Source organism: Telluria sp. ZT3P26 (genome assembly GCF_059686035.1).
In genome coordinates this window covers 174889-191447 of the sequence record NZ_JCASII010000002.1, presented here as the reverse complement: position 1 = coordinate 191447, position 16559 = coordinate 174889, and the positions used below count along the sequence as shown (strand labels likewise).

Sequence of the window (16559 nt, the reverse complement as noted above, 5' to 3'; positions counted from 1 at the left end):
AAAATATTCCCGCTGGTTATACTCCCCTCCGGATAATTCATTGGCTTGTCACAAAATTGTGAGCGTACTCTGAATTGAAAACATAACGTAATGCCAAGAATCAACTTGGCATGCGATACGCAGGCCGGCGCAGTGCAATGCACCGCATCGCCGGCCGAAGACCGCCCCGGAACGCAAGGAGAAACATCGTGAAATTGAAGAAACTGGCCCAGCTGATCGCCTTGATGGGGGCAGTTGCCCCTGCTGCCATGCCGCTCGTGGCGCAAGCGCAAACCGACACGTCGATGCAGCGGGTGGAAATCACCGGCTCGAGCATCAAGCGTATCGCCAAGGAGGGCGCGCTGCCGGTTGAAATCATTTCGCGCAAACAGATCGAAGACCAGGGCATCGTCACGGCCGAGCAACTCATCGCCACGCTGAACATCAACGGCAATGGCTCGGACAACCTGGCCTCGAACGCCGACGTCACGTCGGGCGCCCAGCGCGGCAACAACGGCGCCTCGAGCGCCAACCTGCGTGGCCAGGGCTCCGATTCGACGCTGGTGCTGCTCAACGGCCGGCGCGTCGCGACGCACGGCATGAAGGGCTCGGCGGTCGACCTGAATTCGATCCCGATGGCGGCGGTCGAGCGCGTCGAAGTGCTCAAGGATGGCGCGTCGGCCGTGTACGGCACCGACGCCATCGGCGGCGTGATCAACTTCATCCTGCGCAAGAACTACAGCGGCCTGGAAGCGCAGGCCTTCACCGACGTGGCCGAGGCAAGTGGCGGCGAAATCGGCCGCGCCAGCCTCACCGGCGGCTGGGGCGACCTCGATACCCAGGGCTGGAACGTGCTGGCGACGCTGTCGCACAGCGAAAACAAGGCGCTGCGCGGCAACCAGCGTGACTTCGTCAATACCTTCCAGCCGAACCGCGGCGTGTCGGTCGATACGCGCGGTACGCCGAGCGGCAATATCTTCGCCACGACGCTGGCGCCAACGCTGCTGTCGCGTACCGGCACCGGCCCGACCCTGCCAGGCAGCAGCGTCGCCTACAACGGCATCAGCCTCCTTGACCTGCCGGGCGGCGCCGGTTGCGACAGCATCGACGGCATGGGCGCGTACGACGAAAAGCTGTGGGACACGCCGGGCGCCGCCTATGGCTGCGCCTGGGATACGGGCCGCGCCGCGGTGCTGCAGCAGCCGGTCAAGAACACCAACGCGCTGGGCCGCGCCACCTTCCGTATCGGCGAGCATGAGCTGTTTGCCGAAGGCGTCGCCTCGCGCGTCGAAGTGTCCAAGCGCTTCTCGCCGAACCAGATTTCGCCATCGGCGTCGACCTTCGGCGCGAGCTCGTTCTACCCGAGCACGGGCGCGGCCTACAACGACGTCTACAACGCGCTGGTCAAGACCTTCCCCGGCATCTCGGCCAACTACGGCTTGCCGATTGCGTACCGCTGGCGCTGCATGGAGTGCGGTAACCGCGAGATCACCACCGAGACCAAGGCTGGCCGCCTGCTGGTGGGCGCCGATGGGCCGCTGACCCTGTTCGGCAACCGCTACGATTACCGTGTGGGCCTGTCGCGCGCCTACAGCGAATCGGAGTCGCTGCTGGGCACCGGCTACAACTACACGGCGGCGCTGGGCCGCGTGCTCGGCTCGGGCATCGTCAACCCGTTCCTGCTGCCGGGCCAGACCCAGAGCCAGGCCGCGATCGATGCGATCCGCGCCACCTCGGCCGAAGGCGTCGTCATGTACGGCGGTAAAACCACGCTGACCCAGTTCGACGCTGCGCTGTCGGGCGAAATCTTCAAGCTGCCGGCCGGCGCCGTGATGATGGCGCTGGGCACCGACTTGCGCCGCGAAGAATACAAGTTCAATGGCGACCTGCGCGCCGTCAGTGCGCGCCCGGCGATCCTGAATGCGCCGTTCGATGACGTCAATGCGCTGCCGAAGGTGAGCCGCGACATCAAGGCCGTGTATGCCGAAGTGCTGGTGCCGGTCACGCAGGCGCTGGAACTGACCTTCGCCATCCGCCGCGACGATTACACGGGCTTTGGCGCGACGACCAATCCGAAGGTGTCGTTCCGCTACCAGCCGATCCCGCAACTGATGTTCCGCGGCTCGTACAACGAGGGCTTCCGCGCGCCGTCATTCAATCAGCTGTTCAACGGCGTGACCGAGACCGCGTACGCCGGCAAGGACTTTGCTGACCCGGCCACCTGCCCGAGCGGCCGCGTTGACACGACAGTGGCAGGCTGCCAGGCGGTCAATCCGGTCACGCTCACCGGCGGCAAGCCGACGCTGGGCCCAGAGACCGCCAAGCAGGCCAGCCTGGGCGTGGTGTTCGAGCCGGCCGGCGGCTTCTCGGCCAATGCCGACCTGTGGGAAATCCGCAAGGAAAACACGATCGACTCGTTCAACCTCGCGACCATGGTGGCCAATTACAACCTGTTCCAGGACCAGTTCATTCGTGACGCCGCCGGCAACCTGGCGTTCGTCGACCAGCGCTGGCTCAATGCCGGCGAGCGCATCACGCGTGGCCTCGAAGTCGGCGCCCGCATGACCGGCAAGTTCAGCACCGGTTCGATCTGGGGCATCGGCATCGACGGTTCGCGCCTGCTCGAGAAGAAGTCGCGCGCCACGAAGAACGCCGAATTTGGCGAGAGCGAAATCGGCCGCTTCCTGTTCACCGGCGACCTGGGCCTGAAGTGGAAGCACAGCGCCTACGTGACCTACAAGTACGGCAACTGGAGCGGCATGCTGCAGAATATCTTCCGCTCGGGTTACACCGACCAGGTGCTGCCAGGCGTGGCCAGCGGCCGCATCAAGCCGTCCGAGTACAACAGCAAGGTGGACGATTACTCGATCTTCCACCTGACCGCGAACTACACGGGCTTCAAGAACCTGACGCTCACCGCCGGCATCAAGAACATCCTGGACGAAGATCCACCGTTCGCGATCACCTACGACAGCAACACCGGCGCCGGCAGCAGCTGGGAGCCACGCGTCGCCGACCCGCGCGGCCGTTCGTTCACGATGATGGCAACCTACAAGTTCTTCTGATAAAGCGGGGGTCAGGTCTGACATTCGGACACGAGCTCGACAATCGGGTAGTCGGAAGTGGCTGGCACCGGGCCATGCTGATGCTGGCAAGACACCATTGAACGTGGCTAAGGCTGGGGTCGTGTCTGAATGTCAGACCTGACCCCAGCTGTTCCGGTAGGGTGGACGGCTCTGCCGTCCACCCTACAGCTAATTCTGGATTCCACATGAAGATCAACCGCCGCCACTTTGGCGCCATCGCCGCCGCCATGTCGGTGACTGCATCAGCTGCTGCGCGTCCTTCTTCGCGAACCATGCTCATCAAACCTCCACGCCTGCGCCGGGGCGACGTCGTCGGCCTGATCGCGCCAGGCGGTTATACCAACGATCGCGCGATCGAGAAGGCAGTGCGCAATATCGAAGCGCTGGGTTTTCGGGTCAAGCCGGGCGCCTATCTGCGCGAGGTGTTCGGCAATTACGCCGGCTCGGCGCAGCAGCGGCTGGCCGACCTGCATGCGATGTTCGCCGATCCCGAGGTCAAGGCGATCTGGCCGATCCGCGGTGGCTCGGGCTGCATCTCGCTGCTCTCAGGCCTGGATGTCGCGCTGATTCGCCGCAATCCCAAAGTGCTGATCGGTTATTCAGACATCACCGCGCTGCACCTGGCGATCTTCAGGCAGACGGGCCTCGTGACGTTCCATGGGCCGGTGGCATCGTCGACGCTGACCGACTATGCGACGCAGCACATGATGGCAGTGCTCACCGAGCCGCGGGCGACCTACACGATTCCGATGTCAGTTGAAAACGCCGAACGCGCCGCGCAGGAGCCGCATTTCGGCATCCATACCTTCACGCATGGCGTGGCCACGGGGCCGCTCATGGGCGGCAACCTGTCGATGGTCGCGGCGCTGGCCGGCACGCCGTATGCTGCCGATATCAGGAACAGCATCCTGTTCCTGGAAGACGTCAACGAAGCGCCGTACCGGATCGACCGCTGGATGACGCAGCTCGACCTGGCCGGCGGCTTTGCCAATGCGGCCGCGCTGGTGGTGGGGATTTGCCAGAACTGCGGGCCCGAACATGAAGACGTGTCGCTCACGCTCGAACGCACGCTGGCGCTGCACCTGCATCCGCTGGTCATTCCGGCAGTCAGCGGCTATTCGATCGGGCATATCCGCAACCAGTTCACGCTGCCCATGGGGGTGCGGGCGAGGCTCGATACGCAGGCGCAGACGATCACGCTGCTGGAAGCCGCCGTGACGTAGATGCTTATCGCAGGCGCCGGCTCATCGTCACCGAGCCATGCGACTCGCCATCGATCCGGTACAGGTCGTGCACCTCGCCGGTGACGACGAACCCGGCGCGCTCGTACAGCCGGCGCGCTGCCAGATTGCCTGACAGGACATCCAGATCGACCCATTCGAGTGGTGGCGTGACGCTGGCCCATGCCAGCGCGTGCTCGACCAGCTGGCGGCCCAGTCCTGCGCGGCGGTAATCGCGGTGCACGCCCATGCCCAGCAGCGCGCGGTGGGCGGCGGCGATTTCGGGCCGCGCGCGCAGGTCGACGTGGCCGGCGATCGCGCCCCGGGCGTCGAGCGCGAGCCACATGCGGCGCCAGCGCGGCTGGCCGAACGGCACGGTAAAACTGGCGGCAAACGAGGCCGCCTTGTCGGGTGGCAGGCGCGACTGCCCGCGCGAGACTGGCTGGAACAGCGGCACGGCGCCGCGGCCGTTTTCCTGCAGCTGGTCGTCCAGGTACATGAACAGCTGCGGCAGCTGTTCCAGCACCAGTGCCTGCAGGGTCAGGGGCCCGTTCACAGGGCGCGGGCGATCAGGATCTTCTGGATGTCGCTGGTGCCTTCGTAGATCTGGCACACGCGTACATCGCGGTAGATGCGTTCAACGGGGAAGTCGGCGACATACCCGTAGCCGCCGAAGACCTGCATCGCATCGGACACCACGCGCTCGGCCATTTCGGACGCGAACAGCTTGGCCATCGCCGCTTCTTTCAGGCAGGGCAGGCCGGCATCCTTCATCGACGCCGCATGCAGGATCAGCTGGCGCGCGGCCTCGATCTTCATCGCCATCTCGGCCAGGCGGAACTGCACCGCCTGGTGCTCGAAGATCGCCTTGCCGAAGCTTTCGCGGTCCTTCGCGTACGCCAGCGCCGCTTCGTACGCAGCGCGCGCCATGCCGACTGCCTGCGACGCAATGCCGATGCGCCCGCCCTCCAGGCCGGACAGCGCGATCTTGTAGCCCATGCCTTCTTCGCCGATCAGGTTTTCAACCGGAACACGGCAATTCTCGAACACGATCTGCGCCGTGTCCGACGAGTGCTGGCCCATCTTGTGTTCGACGCCGGCCACGATGTAGCCTGGCGTGTTGGTCGGCACCCAGAACGCGCTGATACCTTTCTTGCCGGCCGCCTTGTCGGTGACGGCCATGACGATTGCCACGTCGCCGTACTTGCCGCTGGTGATGAACTGCTTGGTGCCGTTGATGACGTAATGCTCGCCATCGCGCGTGGCGGTCGTGCGCAGCGCCGCGGCGTCGCTGCCGGTGTGCGGCTCGGTCAGCGCGAATGCGCCCAGCAGCTCGCCCTGCGCCAGGGGCCGCAGCCACTGCTGCTTCTGCGCTTCGCTCGCATACATCATCGCGATGCTGCACACGGGGCAGTTGTTGACCGAGATGATGGTGGAGATGCCGCCATCACCGGCCGCGATTTCTTCGAGTACCAGCGCGAGCGCCACATAATCCAGGCCGGCGCCGCCATACTGCTCCGGCACCGCCACACCGAAGGCGCCCAGCGCGGCCAGTTCCTGCAATTCTTCGCGCGGGAAATGGTGGTCACGGTCCCAGCGCGCAGCGTTGGGGACCAGGCGCTCCTGGGCAAAGCTGCGCAGGGCGTCACGGATCATCTGGTGTTCGTCGGACAGGATCATGGGGTCTCGTTATCGTGTGTTACCAGGCGATCGGCTCGCCGTCGTGGTTCAGGAAACTGCCATTGGCGCCCGCATCGACTTTGGCCAGCGTGGCGCGCAGATCGCGCACGCTGTCCTGCACGGTGAGCGCTGCGCCGCTGCCGCCCATGTCGGTCTGGACCCAGCCCGGATGGAAGGCGATGCAGGTCACGCCTTGCGCGCCGTAGGTGATCGACGCATCCTTGAGTACTGAGTTCAGCGCCGCCTTGCTGGCGCGGTACAGCGTGCCATCGGTGCCCGAGCGCTCGCCAATGGAGCCCATGCGCGACGACAGCACCGCCAGCTTGCCTTTTGAGTCGGCCAGCAGGGGCGCGACCACCGGGATCAGGCGCATCGCCGAGAGCACATTGGTGTGCATGACGGTGTCGAATTCCGGGCCGGTCGGGAAACTCCCGTGGGCCGGGCCATACACGCCGGCCACCAGCCAGGCGCTGTCGATCTTTTCGTCGTCCAGGCGCCAGGCCAGCGCCGCGATCGATTCGGCATCGAGCACGTCGAGCTGGTGCGCTTCGGCGCCCAGCGCGACGAGGCCATCGCAGTCTTCCTGCTTGCGTGCGGTGGCGATGACGCGCCAGCCATCCTGGTGATATTGGGCGGCCATTTCATGGCCAATGCCGCGCGAGGCGCCGACGATCAATACGGTGGGCATGCTGCACTCCTTGTGAAGGGTTGGTAACGACAGACCTTCAATAGTCGCATGCTTTGTTCATCGTTGCAGCGCACCGTGCGGGCCGGTTTACACCAGCTCGATCGCCATCGCCGTGGCCTCGCCGCCGCCGATGCACAGCGCCGCCACACCGCGCTTGCCGCCCGTGCGCTTGAGCGCGCCCAGCAGCGTGACGACGATGCGCGCACCGGATGCGCCGATCGGGTGGCCCAGTGCGCAGGCGCCGCCGTGCACATTGACCTTCTCGTGCGGGATGCCCAGGTCGCGCATCGCGGCCATCGGCACCGCGGCAAACGCTTCGTTGATCTCGTACAGGTCGACGTCGCCCGCCGTCCAGCCGGTTTTCTTGAACAGCTTCTGCATCGCGCCGATCGGGGCGGTGGTAAACAGGTTCGGTTCCTGCGCATGGGTGGCGTGACCGAGCACGCGCGCGATCGGCGTCAGGCCCAGTTCTTTGGCGGTCGATTCGCGCATCATCACGAGCGCGGCCGCGCCATCGTTGATCGACGACGACGACGCTGCCGTGACGGTGCCATCCTTCTTGAATGCGGGCTTCAATGACGGGATCTTGTCGATCTTGGCCTTGAGCGGGCCTTCGTCCTTGGCGATGACGGTGTCGCCGGCGCGGCTGGTGACGGTGACGGGTGCGATTTCCCAGTCAAAACCGCCGTCGGTGGCGGCAGCCTGCGCGCGCTTTACCGAGGCGATCGCGAAATTATCCTGCTCTTCGCGCGTGAAGCCGTAGCTGGCCACGCACTCTTCGGCGAAGGTGCCCATCGAGCGGCCTTCACCCGTTTTTTCGTTGCGCGAGTAGGCGTCTTCCAGGCCGTCGAGCATCATGTGGTCGAACATCGGCGCGTGGCCGATGCGGTAGCCGCCGCGCGCCTTCGGGATCAGGTACGGCGCGCCGGTCATCGATTCCATGCCGCCGGCAACGACGACGTCGGCGCTGCCGGCCACCAGCTGGTCGTGCGCGAAGATGGCCGCCTGCATCGCCGAGCCGCACATCTTGGAGAGCGTCACGGCGCCGGTGGACATCGGCAGGCCGGCCTTGAGCAGCGCCTGGCGCGCCGGGGCCTGGCCCTGGCCAGCCATCAGGCAGTTGCCGAAGTAGACGTGTTCGACGGCGGCAGGATCGACGCCGGCGCGCTGCACGGCGGCCTGGATCGCAACGGCGCCCAGGTCACTGGCGGTCTTGCTGGAAAAATCGCCCTGGAAGGCGCCCATCGGGGTGCGCGCGGCGCCGACGATAACGACTGGATCGTTCATGGTATGGGTCTCCGAATTGGAAAGGATTACATGGTCTCGCCGAACAGCTCGCGGCCGATCAGCATGCGGCGGATCTCGCTGGTGCCGGCGCCGATTTCGTACAGCTTGGCGTCGCGCCACAGGCGGCCGACCGGGTATTCGTTGATGTAGCCATTGCCGCCCAGCGTCTGGATCGCTTCGCCGGCCATCCACGTGGCTTTTTCGGCGCTGTACAGGATGGCGCCGGCGGCGTCCTTGCGCAAGGCGCGGATCTGCTCCGGCCCCGTGGCGCGGTCGCAGGCCTGGCCGACTGCATACACATAGGCGCGGCAGGCCATCATGGTCGAGTACATGTCGGCGATCTTGCCCTGCATGAGCTGGAATTCACCGATGGCCTGGCCGAACTGCTTGCGGTCGTGGATGTACGGCACCACGACGTCCATGCAGGCCGACATGATGCCTAGCGGGCCGCCCGACAGCACGGTGCGCTCGAAGTCCAGGCCCGACATCAGGACATTGACGCCCTTGCCGACGCCTCCCAGCACGTTCTCGAGCGGCACTTCGCAATCCTGGAACACCAGCTCGCCCGTGTGCGAACCGCGCATCCCCAGCTTGTCGAGCTTTTGCGCGATCGAAAAGCCTTTAAAACCTTTTTCGATCAGGAACGCGGTCATGCCGCGCGCGCCTGCATCAAGGTCGGTCTTGGCGTAGACGACCAGCGTATCGGCGTCGGGGCCGTTGGTGATCCACATCTTGGTGCCGTTCAGCACGTAGCGGTCGCCTTTGAGCTCCGCGCGCAGGCGCATGCTGACCACGTCCGAGCCGGCGTTTGGCTCGGACATCGCCAGCGCGCCGATGTGCTCGCCCGAAATCAACTTGGGCAGGTAGCGCTGCTTCTGCGCTTCGGTGCCGTTGCGCTTGATCTGGTTGACGCACAGGTTCGAGTGGGCGCCGTACGACAGGCCGACCGAGGCCGACGCGCGCGAGATTTCTTCCATCGCCACGATGTGGGCCAGGTAGCCCATGTTCGCGCCGCCGTATTCCTCGCCCACGGTGATGCCCAGCAGGCCGAGTTCGCCCATCTTCTTCCACAAGTCCATCGGGAACTGGTCGCTGCGGTCGATCTCGGCCGCGCGCGGCGCGATTTCGCTGGCGGCGAATTGCTGGACGGCTTCGCGCAGCGCGGCGATGTCGTCGCCATGGTCAAAAGTCAGGCCTGGAAGGTGCAGCATGTCGTCCTCGCGGTGAACAGTGGGTGGAAAATTGAGAAAGGGTGCGCGTCAATCATACTCGCGTGTTACGTTAACGTAAACGTCAATCAGCAGGCAAAAAAAGGCGCCGACAAGTGGTCAGCGCCCGTTTCGCCCGCAGACTCAGGCAGCGTCGCGGCCGGCTTCACCGTCGCCGTTGCCATGCGTGCCGCCCAGCAGGCGACGGCATTCGTCTTCATGGGCGACGATTTCTTCCAGCGCCATCTCGATGTCGGCGCGCTGCTGTTCGAGCGTCACGCGCTGCTGGCCCAGCACGGCGAGGAAGCGGTCGATCTGCGCCTGCGTGTCCTTGGGCGACTCGTACATGTCGACGATGCTCTTGATCTCGGACAGCGTCAAACCCAGGCGCTTGCCGCGCAGGGTCAGTTTCAGGCGGGTCCGGTCACGTGGTGTGTACACGCGGTTGCGGCCGCCGACGCCTTCGCGTTTCGGGCTGAGCAGGCCCTGGTCTTCATAGAAACGGATGGCCCGTGCAGTAATGTCGAATTCGCGCGCCAGTTCGGCGATGGTGTAGGTGGTCGGCATGGGGTTCTGTAGCGGTTGGGAAATAACCAAAAATCGCGTAAAATCGAAACAAGCAGTAACTTCCGTTAACGTAAATTGCCGTTGCGTCGTATTGTAGCGCGCCCGCCGTTCCGCCAGAAAAGGAAAGATTTGCATGAATGCGCTTGAATCCCAACTGTCGTATGCGTTTGGCGAGACGATCCCGGTACCGGGCGAGGCGCTCGAGCTCGTCCCGGGCCTGCGCTGGGCGCGCATGCCGCTGCCATTTGCACTGGACCATGTCAACCTGTGGCTGCTGCACGACGACGCGGACCAGGGCGGTGCAACGGGCGCCGGCTGGAGCCTGATTGACACCGGCGCCGGAACCGACGCCACCCGCGCCGCCTGGGAACAGCTGTTGGCCCGGGGCCTGGACGGGCAGGCGCTGGTGCGCGTCATCGCCACCCACTGCCACCCCGATCACGTCGGGCTCGCTGGCTGGCTGTGCGAACGCTTCGGCGCGCCGTTCTGGACCACGACGGGCGAATTCGGCTTCATGCGCATGATGGCGGCCGCTTTGCCGGGCGTGGACGGCCCGTCGGCGATCCCTCACTTCGAGCGCCACGGCTTGCGCGATGCGGCGATGCTGGATCAGATGGGCAGCCGCCGCAACTACTATCCGTCACTGGTGCCGAGCGTGCCACTGGCCTATACCCGGTTGCAGGATCAGCAAAATGTCACAATTGGCGGTCAATTGTGGCGCGTGATCACTGGTTTCGGGCACTCGCCGGAACACGCCTCGCTGTACTGCGCCAGTCTGAATATCCTGGTGTCGGGCGATATGGTCCTGCCACGGATTTCGACGAATGTCTCGGTATTCGCTGTGGAGCCAGATGGCAATCCGCTGCAACTGTATCTGGACTCGCTCGGCAAGTTTGCCGACCTGCCCGACGATGTACTGGTGCTACCCTCCCATGGCAAGCCGTTTCGCGGGCTGCACACACGTATCCGGCAATTACGCGAGCACCATGTAGAACGGCTGGCCGAGGTGCTTGCGGCCTGCGCGGCGCCGCAATCGGCAGCGGACATCGTGCCCATCATGTTCCGGCGCCCGCTCGATGCGCACCAGCTCAGTTTTGCGCTGGGCGAAGCGCTCGCGCATTTGCACAAGCTCTGGTATGAAGGCCAGTTGACCAGGATCGCAGGCGCGGATGGGGTGTTACTTTTCACGCAAAACTAACATCCGATATGTCACCATCGGATACATACTAAACAGGCCATGTGTTCTCTCATACCGTTCTAAGTAATGGTACGTAGTTGTTTCATTTCAGTTAATCCGATTTTCGATACCAAGCGTTCTTGTGAGAATTGCTGTTGGGAATTCGACAAATCGCGTGTAAAACTATTAAAAAACCACATCTTTGTTACTTTTTAGTTGTATAGTCTACAGATGAGGTTTCTCGTCTGAAAAACCGTCCTCTGTCTAACAACAAGTATCACAATGAATTCAACAAACGAACGGGAGAGCTTCAGCGAACGCCTCCAGCATGCTCTGAAGAACGCACACTACTCCCCGGACAGCCCTACGCGTCTGGCGCGAGAATTCAATATCCGCTTCGAAGGTCGCCCGATCACGGTCCATGCCGCCCGCAAGTGGCTGGTCGGCGAAGCGATTCCAACCCAGGAAAAACTGCGCATGATCGCCCAGTGGCTGGGCGTGCCTGCTGACTGGTTGCGCTTCGGTGGCGCCGAGCAGGCTGCCGGCGACGCCGGTGCCGGCGGCGCGCGCTTCGAATCGGCCGACGTCAAGCTGATCGCCGACCTCCAGCGCCTCGATGAACACCACCGCCAGCTGGCGCGCGAGTTCATCCGCATGCTGGTGCGTGTGAATCACACGAAGCCGGACGCCAAGTAAACGGCCATCGCAGTAGCGTTATTGCTGGTTTGCACTTTTGTCGTGCAGAACAGTACAAAAGGGCTGGTCTGGTCCATAATCTGATCAGGTGGTAGCGGTTTCCGCCACCGTTTCAGGTTCACCCAGGAGCAGCTGACGCATGCGAAACAACTACGCCAATACCGCCCAGCTCAAGGATTTGATGACGGTGCCGCCGATGACGGCAGCGCGTCATGCTGAACTGATGCGAGAACGCAACGCCCGGCGGCGAATGCTCGAAGAAGCGCGTGACTTGAAAAAGTCCGAAGACAACCGTTACGACGACAAACGCTGATGCAACCCATGCCGGCGCAAGCCGGCATGCCGGTTACTCTGGCCTGTCGTTCTGTTCACCCTTCATGCCGCCCCAGCGCGCGGCCTGGTCATTTTCTATCCCCAGCAAGTCCATGACACGGTCTACCGTGTGCTCGACCATGTCCGCGATCGTTGCAGGCCGGTGGTAAAAACTGGGCAGGGGCGGGAAGATGATGCCGCCCATCTCGGTCACCGACGTCATATTGCGCAAGTGGGCCAGGTTGAACGGGGTTTCGCGCACCATCAGCACCAGGCGCCGGCGTTCCTTCAGGATCACGTCGGCAGCGCGCGTGACGAGGTTGTCCGAGAAACCGTGGGCCACGGCGGCCAGCGTCTTCATCGAGCAGGGTGCAACGACCATGGCGTCGACCTGGTACGACCCGCTGGCAATGGATGCGCCGATATCGCGGTTGCGATGCACCACGTGGGCCAGCGCTTCGACGTCCCGGCGCTGCAGGTCGAGTTCCTGGTGCAGCGTCAGCGTGGCGGCATCGGAAATGATCAGGTGACTTTCGATGCCGGCCGTTGCGTGCAGCCGCTTGAGCAACTGCACGCCATAGGTTGCGCCGGTCGCGCCGGTGAGGGCAACGACAATGCGGCGCGGACGATCAGCCATGCAATCAGCCGTTTTTCAGCAGGGTCTGCAGTTCGCCGGATTCGTACATCTCGTTCATGATGTCGGTGCCACCGATGAACTCGCCGTTCACGTACAGCTGCGGCACGGTTGGCCAGTTCGAGTAGTCCTTGATACCCTGACGCACTTCAGCATCGTCCAGCACGTTGACGGTGGCAACGTTGTCGACGCCGCATGCTTTCAGCAGCTGGATGGCACGGCCGGAAAAGCCGCACTGTGGGAACTGGGCAGTGCCTTTCATGAACAGCACGACCGGGGTCGAGGTCACGGTGTCTTTGATCCAGGTTTGAACGTCGCTCATTTGATGTGTGCCTTTTGGAGAGGATTAGGTAGATGGCGTCATTCTATAAGAATTCCACGTTGACAGCATCGCCTGCCGTTACGACGCTGCAGTATCATGCCTCGATTCAAGATGACGGGAAACACGATGAAGAACACGTTCGCTACCTTGCCCATCGCGGCCCTGTGGGTTTTTGCCGCGCTGCTGGGTTTGCCGGCGCTGTATGACGGCGCCAATGCCTTGAGAAGCGGCCGCGCGGTCGACGTCTTCGTCCAGATCGGCCCTTTGATGATGGCGCTGTTCCTGGCCTGGTGCGCGCTGCAGCGGCGCGCCGGCCGGCTGGCGCTGCTGACCTCGCCGCGCGTCACGCTGATCGGTTTCATCTGCTTCGGCGCCTTCGCCGGCTGCTTCCTGATCAAGCTCGTGCTGCGCAACACGACGCTGTTCGCCTGAGCGCCTTCGCGCGCCGTCAGTGCCGGCGCCCGGCATTGCGGTATGATCGCGCCGTTTGTCACCATCCACCGGAGCACCCGATGCAGCAACCCCGCCGCCGCGTACCATCGCCGAACGCGAACCTCGTGATCGCCGCCCTGCTGGGCATTCCCGGCATCCTGAATATCTACACGGGATTCACGCGCCCGAGCCCGGGAGACATCCTGTCGGGCATCGCCGCGCTGATCTACGCGCTGCTGCTGGTGCGCGACGCAATGCACATCAAGAAGACGGGCGCGCCGGCGATCCCGCAGCACAAGATGCTGCTGATCGGCTTTGGCTGCCTGGGCGTCTACCTGATCGGCATCCTGATCAAGCACAGCTGAGGCAACAGTGTCAGGGCAGGCGCCGGCCGAGACAGACCGATGCCGCGCGGCCGACATACCGGCCGTACGGCGCCACCAGCGCGTAGCCGTGGCGCTCGTAGAACGCCACCGCGCGCGCATTCACGCGTCGCGTCGATAGCCATAACTGGCGGTAGCCGCATGCCGCGGCGTGCCGCTCGAGTTCCGCCAGCAGGTGCGCGCCGGCGCCGCTGCCGGGCCGCGCATACATCCGTTTGAGTTCCCCGATCTCGCCCGCCAGCGCGCGCACGGCGCCGCAACCGACTGCGCTGCCTTGTGCATCGTAAGCCAGCACGAAGCAGGCGCCCGCGCCCCGACAATCCTGCGGATCGAACGAGGCCGCGCCGCTCTCGCCCGTGATTGCCGCCAGCGCCGTATCGAGTTCTGCAACAATGCGCCGCGCGTCGGCGTGGTCGGGATCGACGTGGACCAGGCGCAGCATTGGCTGCCCGTTATTTGCGCAGCTTGGCAAAGGCATCGGCCATCGCGCCACTCGCCGGCGCCGCCGCGCGTTCCTGGCGCTGGTGCTGCTGCACGCGTTTGGCGTCGTTGCGGTCGGGACGCTGCGCAGGCTGCGCGCCCGGTTGCGGCGCGCTGTCCGTCAGGCGCATCGTCAGCGCGATGCGCTTGCGCTTCGGGTCCACTTCCAGCACCTTGACTTTGACCACCTGACCGGCCTTGACGACCGTGTGCGGGTCTTTCACGAACGTGTTCGACAGCGCCGAGATGTGCACCAGGCCGTCCTGGTGCACGCCGATGTCGACGAACGCACCGAAGGCGGCGACGTTGGTGACCACGCCTTCCAGGATCATGTCCGGACGCAGGTCCGAGATCTGCTCGACGCCATCCTTGAAGGTCGCCGTGGTGAATTCGGGCCGTGGATCGCGGCCCGGCTTTTCCAGCTCCTTCAGGATATCGGTGATGGTCGGGACGCCGAACTTGTCGTCCGCATACTTCGCCGGATTCAGGCTTTTAATGAGTGCGCCGTCGCCGATCATGGCTTTCATGTCGCGCTTGACGTCGAGCAGGATTTTTTCGACGAGCGGGTACGATTCCGGGTGCACGGCCGACGCGTCCAGCGGGTTGGCGCTGTTCATCACGCGCAAAAAGCCCGCTGCCTGTTCGAAGGTCTTCTCGCCCAGGCGCGGCACTTTCTTGAGCGCCGCGCGCGATGCGAATGCACCGTGCGTGTCGCGGTACGCGACGATGCCCTGCGCCACCGTGGACGACAGGCCGGACACGCGCGCCAGCAGCGGCGCCGACGCGGTGTTCACGTCCACGCCGACAGCATTCACGCAATCCTCGACCACGGCGTCGAGCGAGCGCGCCAGCTGGCTCTGCGACACGTCGTGCTGGTACTGGCCCACGCCGATCGACTTCGGATCGATCTTGACCAGTTCGGCCAGCGGATCCTGCAGGCGGCGCGCAATCGAGACCGCGCCGCGCAGCGACACGTCCATGTCAGGCAATTCGCGCGAGGCGAATTCGGACGCCGAATACACCGACGCGCCGGCTTCCGAAACGACGATTTTCGTCAGCTTCAGGTCGGGCTGCTGCTTGATCAGATCCTGCGCCAGCTTGTCGGTCTCGCGCGAGCCGGTGCCGTTGCCGATCGAGACCAGCGACACATTGTGTTTCGCCGCCAGCAGGCCAAGCGTGTGCAGCGCGCCATCCCAGTCGTTGCGCGGCTGGTGCGGGTAGACCGTTGCGGTATCGACCACCTTGCCGGTGGCGTCGACCACGGCGACCTTCACGCCGGTGCGCAGGCCGGGGTCGAGCCCCATCGTCGCGCGCGGGCCGGCCGGCGCGGCCAGCAGCAGGGCTTTCAGGTTGCGCGCGAAGACGCCGATCGCATCGAGTTCGGCCTTGTCACGCAAGGCGCCCATCAACTCGGTGTCCAGGTGCATGAAGCTTTTCACGCGCCAGGTCCAGCGCGCCGTATCGAGAAGCCATTTGTCGGCCGGGCGGCCCTGCGCCTTGATGCCGAAGCGCGCCGCGATGCGGCCTTCGCACGGATTGAGGGGTGCGTCCCACTTCGGTTTTTCGGGCTCGGAATCCAGCCGCAGCGCCACGTCCAGCATGCCTTCGCGGCGCCCGCGCAGGAGCGCCAGCGCGCGGTGCGACGGCACCGCGGCCAGTGGCTCGCTGTAGTCGAAATAGTCGGCGAATTTTTCGCCTTCGTCCTGTTTGCCGGCGACGACCTTCGATTCGACGACGCCGTGTTCCTGCACGTACTCGCGCAGCGTCTGCAGCAGCGCGGCGTCTTCGGCAAAGCGCTCCATCAGGATCTGGCGCGCGCCATCGAGCGCCGCCTTGGTGTCAGGCACACCAGGGTTGGCGCCGCCATCGGCGTTGGTGAACGCGTCGCGCAGGTAGCCTTTCGCGATGGCCTCGGGATCCTGCTGCGGGTCGGCCAGCAAGCTGTCGGCGAGTGGCGCGAGGCCCGCCTCGATCGCGATCTGGGCTTTCGTGCGGCGCTTCTGCTTGTACGGCAGGTACAGGTCTTCGAGACGCGTTTTATCCTCGGCCAGCGCGATCGATTCCAGCAGCGCCGGCGTCATCTTGTTCTGCTCCGTGATCGACGCGATGATCGAGGCGCGCCGGTCTTCCAGCTCGCGCAGGTAGCGCAAGCGTTCTTCGAGCAGGCGCAGCTGGATGTCATCCAGGCCGCCGGTGGCTTCCTTGCGGTAGCGCGCGATGAACGGCACGGTGGCGCCTTCATCGAGCAGGGCGATGGCGGCAGCCACCTGGGCTGGCCTGGCGGCGAGTTCTTTGGCGAGGCGTTGTTCGATGGATGGCAGCATAGGCAGTGGTGAAGCGGGGATCGTGGACCAAGCGGTCAATGATACGCAAACAACGCCGATACGCCAGTCTTGACAGCGTCACAC

The 16559-nt window shown here is 64.4% G+C and carries 17 protein-coding genes; 7 read left to right on the top strand and 10 right to left on the bottom strand.

Annotated features, from left to right (window positions below):
- The first annotated feature begins 188 nt into the window (after positions 1-188).
- Positions 189-3044: a TonB-dependent receptor domain-containing protein gene (locus AC56LN_RS08650; protein WP_499570969.1), complete on the top strand. Its 2856-nt coding sequence runs from the start codon at positions 189-191 to the stop codon at positions 3042-3044.
- 206 nt (positions 3045-3250) lie between these two features.
- On the top strand, positions 3251-4288 hold the full coding sequence (locus AC56LN_RS08645) for a S66 peptidase family protein (protein WP_499570967.1): 1038 nt from the start codon (positions 3251-3253) through the stop codon (positions 4286-4288).
- Between the two features lie 4 nt (positions 4289-4292).
- Here the strand turns inward: AC56LN_RS08645 and AC56LN_RS08640 are convergent, their stop codons facing one another.
- The 6 genes from AC56LN_RS08640 to AC56LN_RS08615 form a co-directional block, all read right to left on the bottom strand.
- Entirely contained in the window at positions 4293-4841 is a 549-nt protein-coding gene (locus tag AC56LN_RS08640; protein WP_499570965.1) for a GNAT family N-acetyltransferase, read from the bottom strand.
- Positions 4838-5965, bottom strand: coding sequence for an acyl-CoA dehydrogenase family protein (locus AC56LN_RS08635; protein ID WP_499570963.1), 1128 nt, complete (start codon positions 5963-5965; stop codon positions 4838-4840). Before AC56LN_RS08635 ends, AC56LN_RS08640 begins: the two co-directional genes overlap by 4 nt.
- 19 nt (positions 5966-5984) lie before the next feature.
- Positions 5985-6653: an SDR family oxidoreductase gene (locus AC56LN_RS08630; RefSeq protein ID WP_499570961.1), complete on the bottom strand. Its 669-nt coding sequence runs from the start codon at positions 6651-6653 to the stop codon at positions 5985-5987.
- Between the two features lie 87 nt (positions 6654-6740).
- Positions 6741-7940 (bottom strand): acetyl-CoA C-acyltransferase, encoded by a 1200-nt coding sequence (locus AC56LN_RS08625; protein ID WP_499570959.1) that lies wholly within the window; start codon positions 7938-7940, stop codon positions 6741-6743.
- Between the two features lie 26 nt (positions 7941-7966).
- Positions 7967-9151: an isovaleryl-CoA dehydrogenase gene (locus AC56LN_RS08620; protein ID WP_499570957.1), complete on the bottom strand. Its 1185-nt coding sequence runs from the start codon at positions 9149-9151 to the stop codon at positions 7967-7969.
- A gap of 141 nt (positions 9152-9292) precedes the next feature.
- Positions 9293-9715, bottom strand: coding sequence for a MerR family transcriptional regulator (locus tag AC56LN_RS08615; protein ID WP_499570955.1), 423 nt, complete (start codon positions 9713-9715; stop codon positions 9293-9295).
- Positions 9716-9848: 133 nt separating this feature from the next.
- On the opposite strand from AC56LN_RS08615, the gene AC56LN_RS08610 reads away from it, so the two are divergent.
- From AC56LN_RS08610 to AC56LN_RS08600, 3 genes are all read left to right on the top strand, one after another.
- On the top strand, positions 9849-10913 hold the full coding sequence (locus AC56LN_RS08610) for an MBL fold metallo-hydrolase (protein WP_499570953.1): 1065 nt from the start codon (positions 9849-9851) through the stop codon (positions 10911-10913).
- Positions 10914-11174: 261 nt separating this feature from the next.
- Complete coding sequence (locus AC56LN_RS08605; RefSeq protein WP_367610020.1) at positions 11175-11588, top strand: hypothetical protein; 414 nt, start codon at positions 11175-11177, stop codon at positions 11586-11588.
- Positions 11589-11727: 139 nt separating this feature from the next.
- Positions 11728-11901, top strand: a complete 174-nt coding sequence (locus AC56LN_RS08600; RefSeq protein ID WP_183555071.1) for a hypothetical protein — start codon at positions 11728-11730, stop codon at positions 11899-11901.
- Positions 11902-11934: 33 nt separating this feature from the next.
- Here the strand turns inward: AC56LN_RS08600 and AC56LN_RS08595 are convergent, their stop codons facing one another.
- Positions 11935-12537, bottom strand: a complete 603-nt coding sequence (locus AC56LN_RS08595) for a UbiX family flavin prenyltransferase (RefSeq protein ID WP_499570951.1) — start codon at positions 12535-12537, stop codon at positions 11935-11937.
- A 4-nt stretch (positions 12538-12541) separates the two neighbouring features.
- A complete protein-coding gene (grxD, locus tag AC56LN_RS08590) occupies positions 12542-12856 on the bottom strand; it encodes a Grx4 family monothiol glutaredoxin (protein ID WP_183555074.1) in 315 nt (104 codons plus the stop codon).
- 96 nt (positions 12857-12952) lie between these two features.
- Between grxD and AC56LN_RS08585 the strand changes: the two genes are divergently transcribed.
- Entirely contained in the window at positions 12953-13288 is a 336-nt protein-coding gene (locus AC56LN_RS08585; RefSeq protein ID WP_499570949.1) for a hypothetical protein, read from the top strand.
- An 80-nt stretch (positions 13289-13368) separates the two neighbouring features.
- Positions 13369-13653, top strand: a complete 285-nt coding sequence (locus tag AC56LN_RS08580; protein ID WP_482896654.1) for a hypothetical protein — start codon at positions 13369-13371, stop codon at positions 13651-13653.
- Between the two features lie 10 nt (positions 13654-13663).
- On the opposite strand, the gene AC56LN_RS08575 is transcribed toward AC56LN_RS08580, so the two are convergent.
- The gene (locus tag AC56LN_RS08575) at positions 13664-14113 is read right to left on the bottom strand and encodes a GNAT family N-acetyltransferase (protein ID WP_499570947.1); all 450 of its coding nucleotides are present in this window, start codon (positions 14111-14113) and stop codon (positions 13664-13666) included.
- Between the two features lie 10 nt (positions 14114-14123).
- Positions 14124-16475: a Tex family protein gene (locus AC56LN_RS08570; RefSeq protein ID WP_499570945.1), complete on the bottom strand. Its 2352-nt coding sequence runs from the start codon at positions 16473-16475 to the stop codon at positions 14124-14126.
- Positions 16476-16559: the final 84 nt, after the last annotated feature.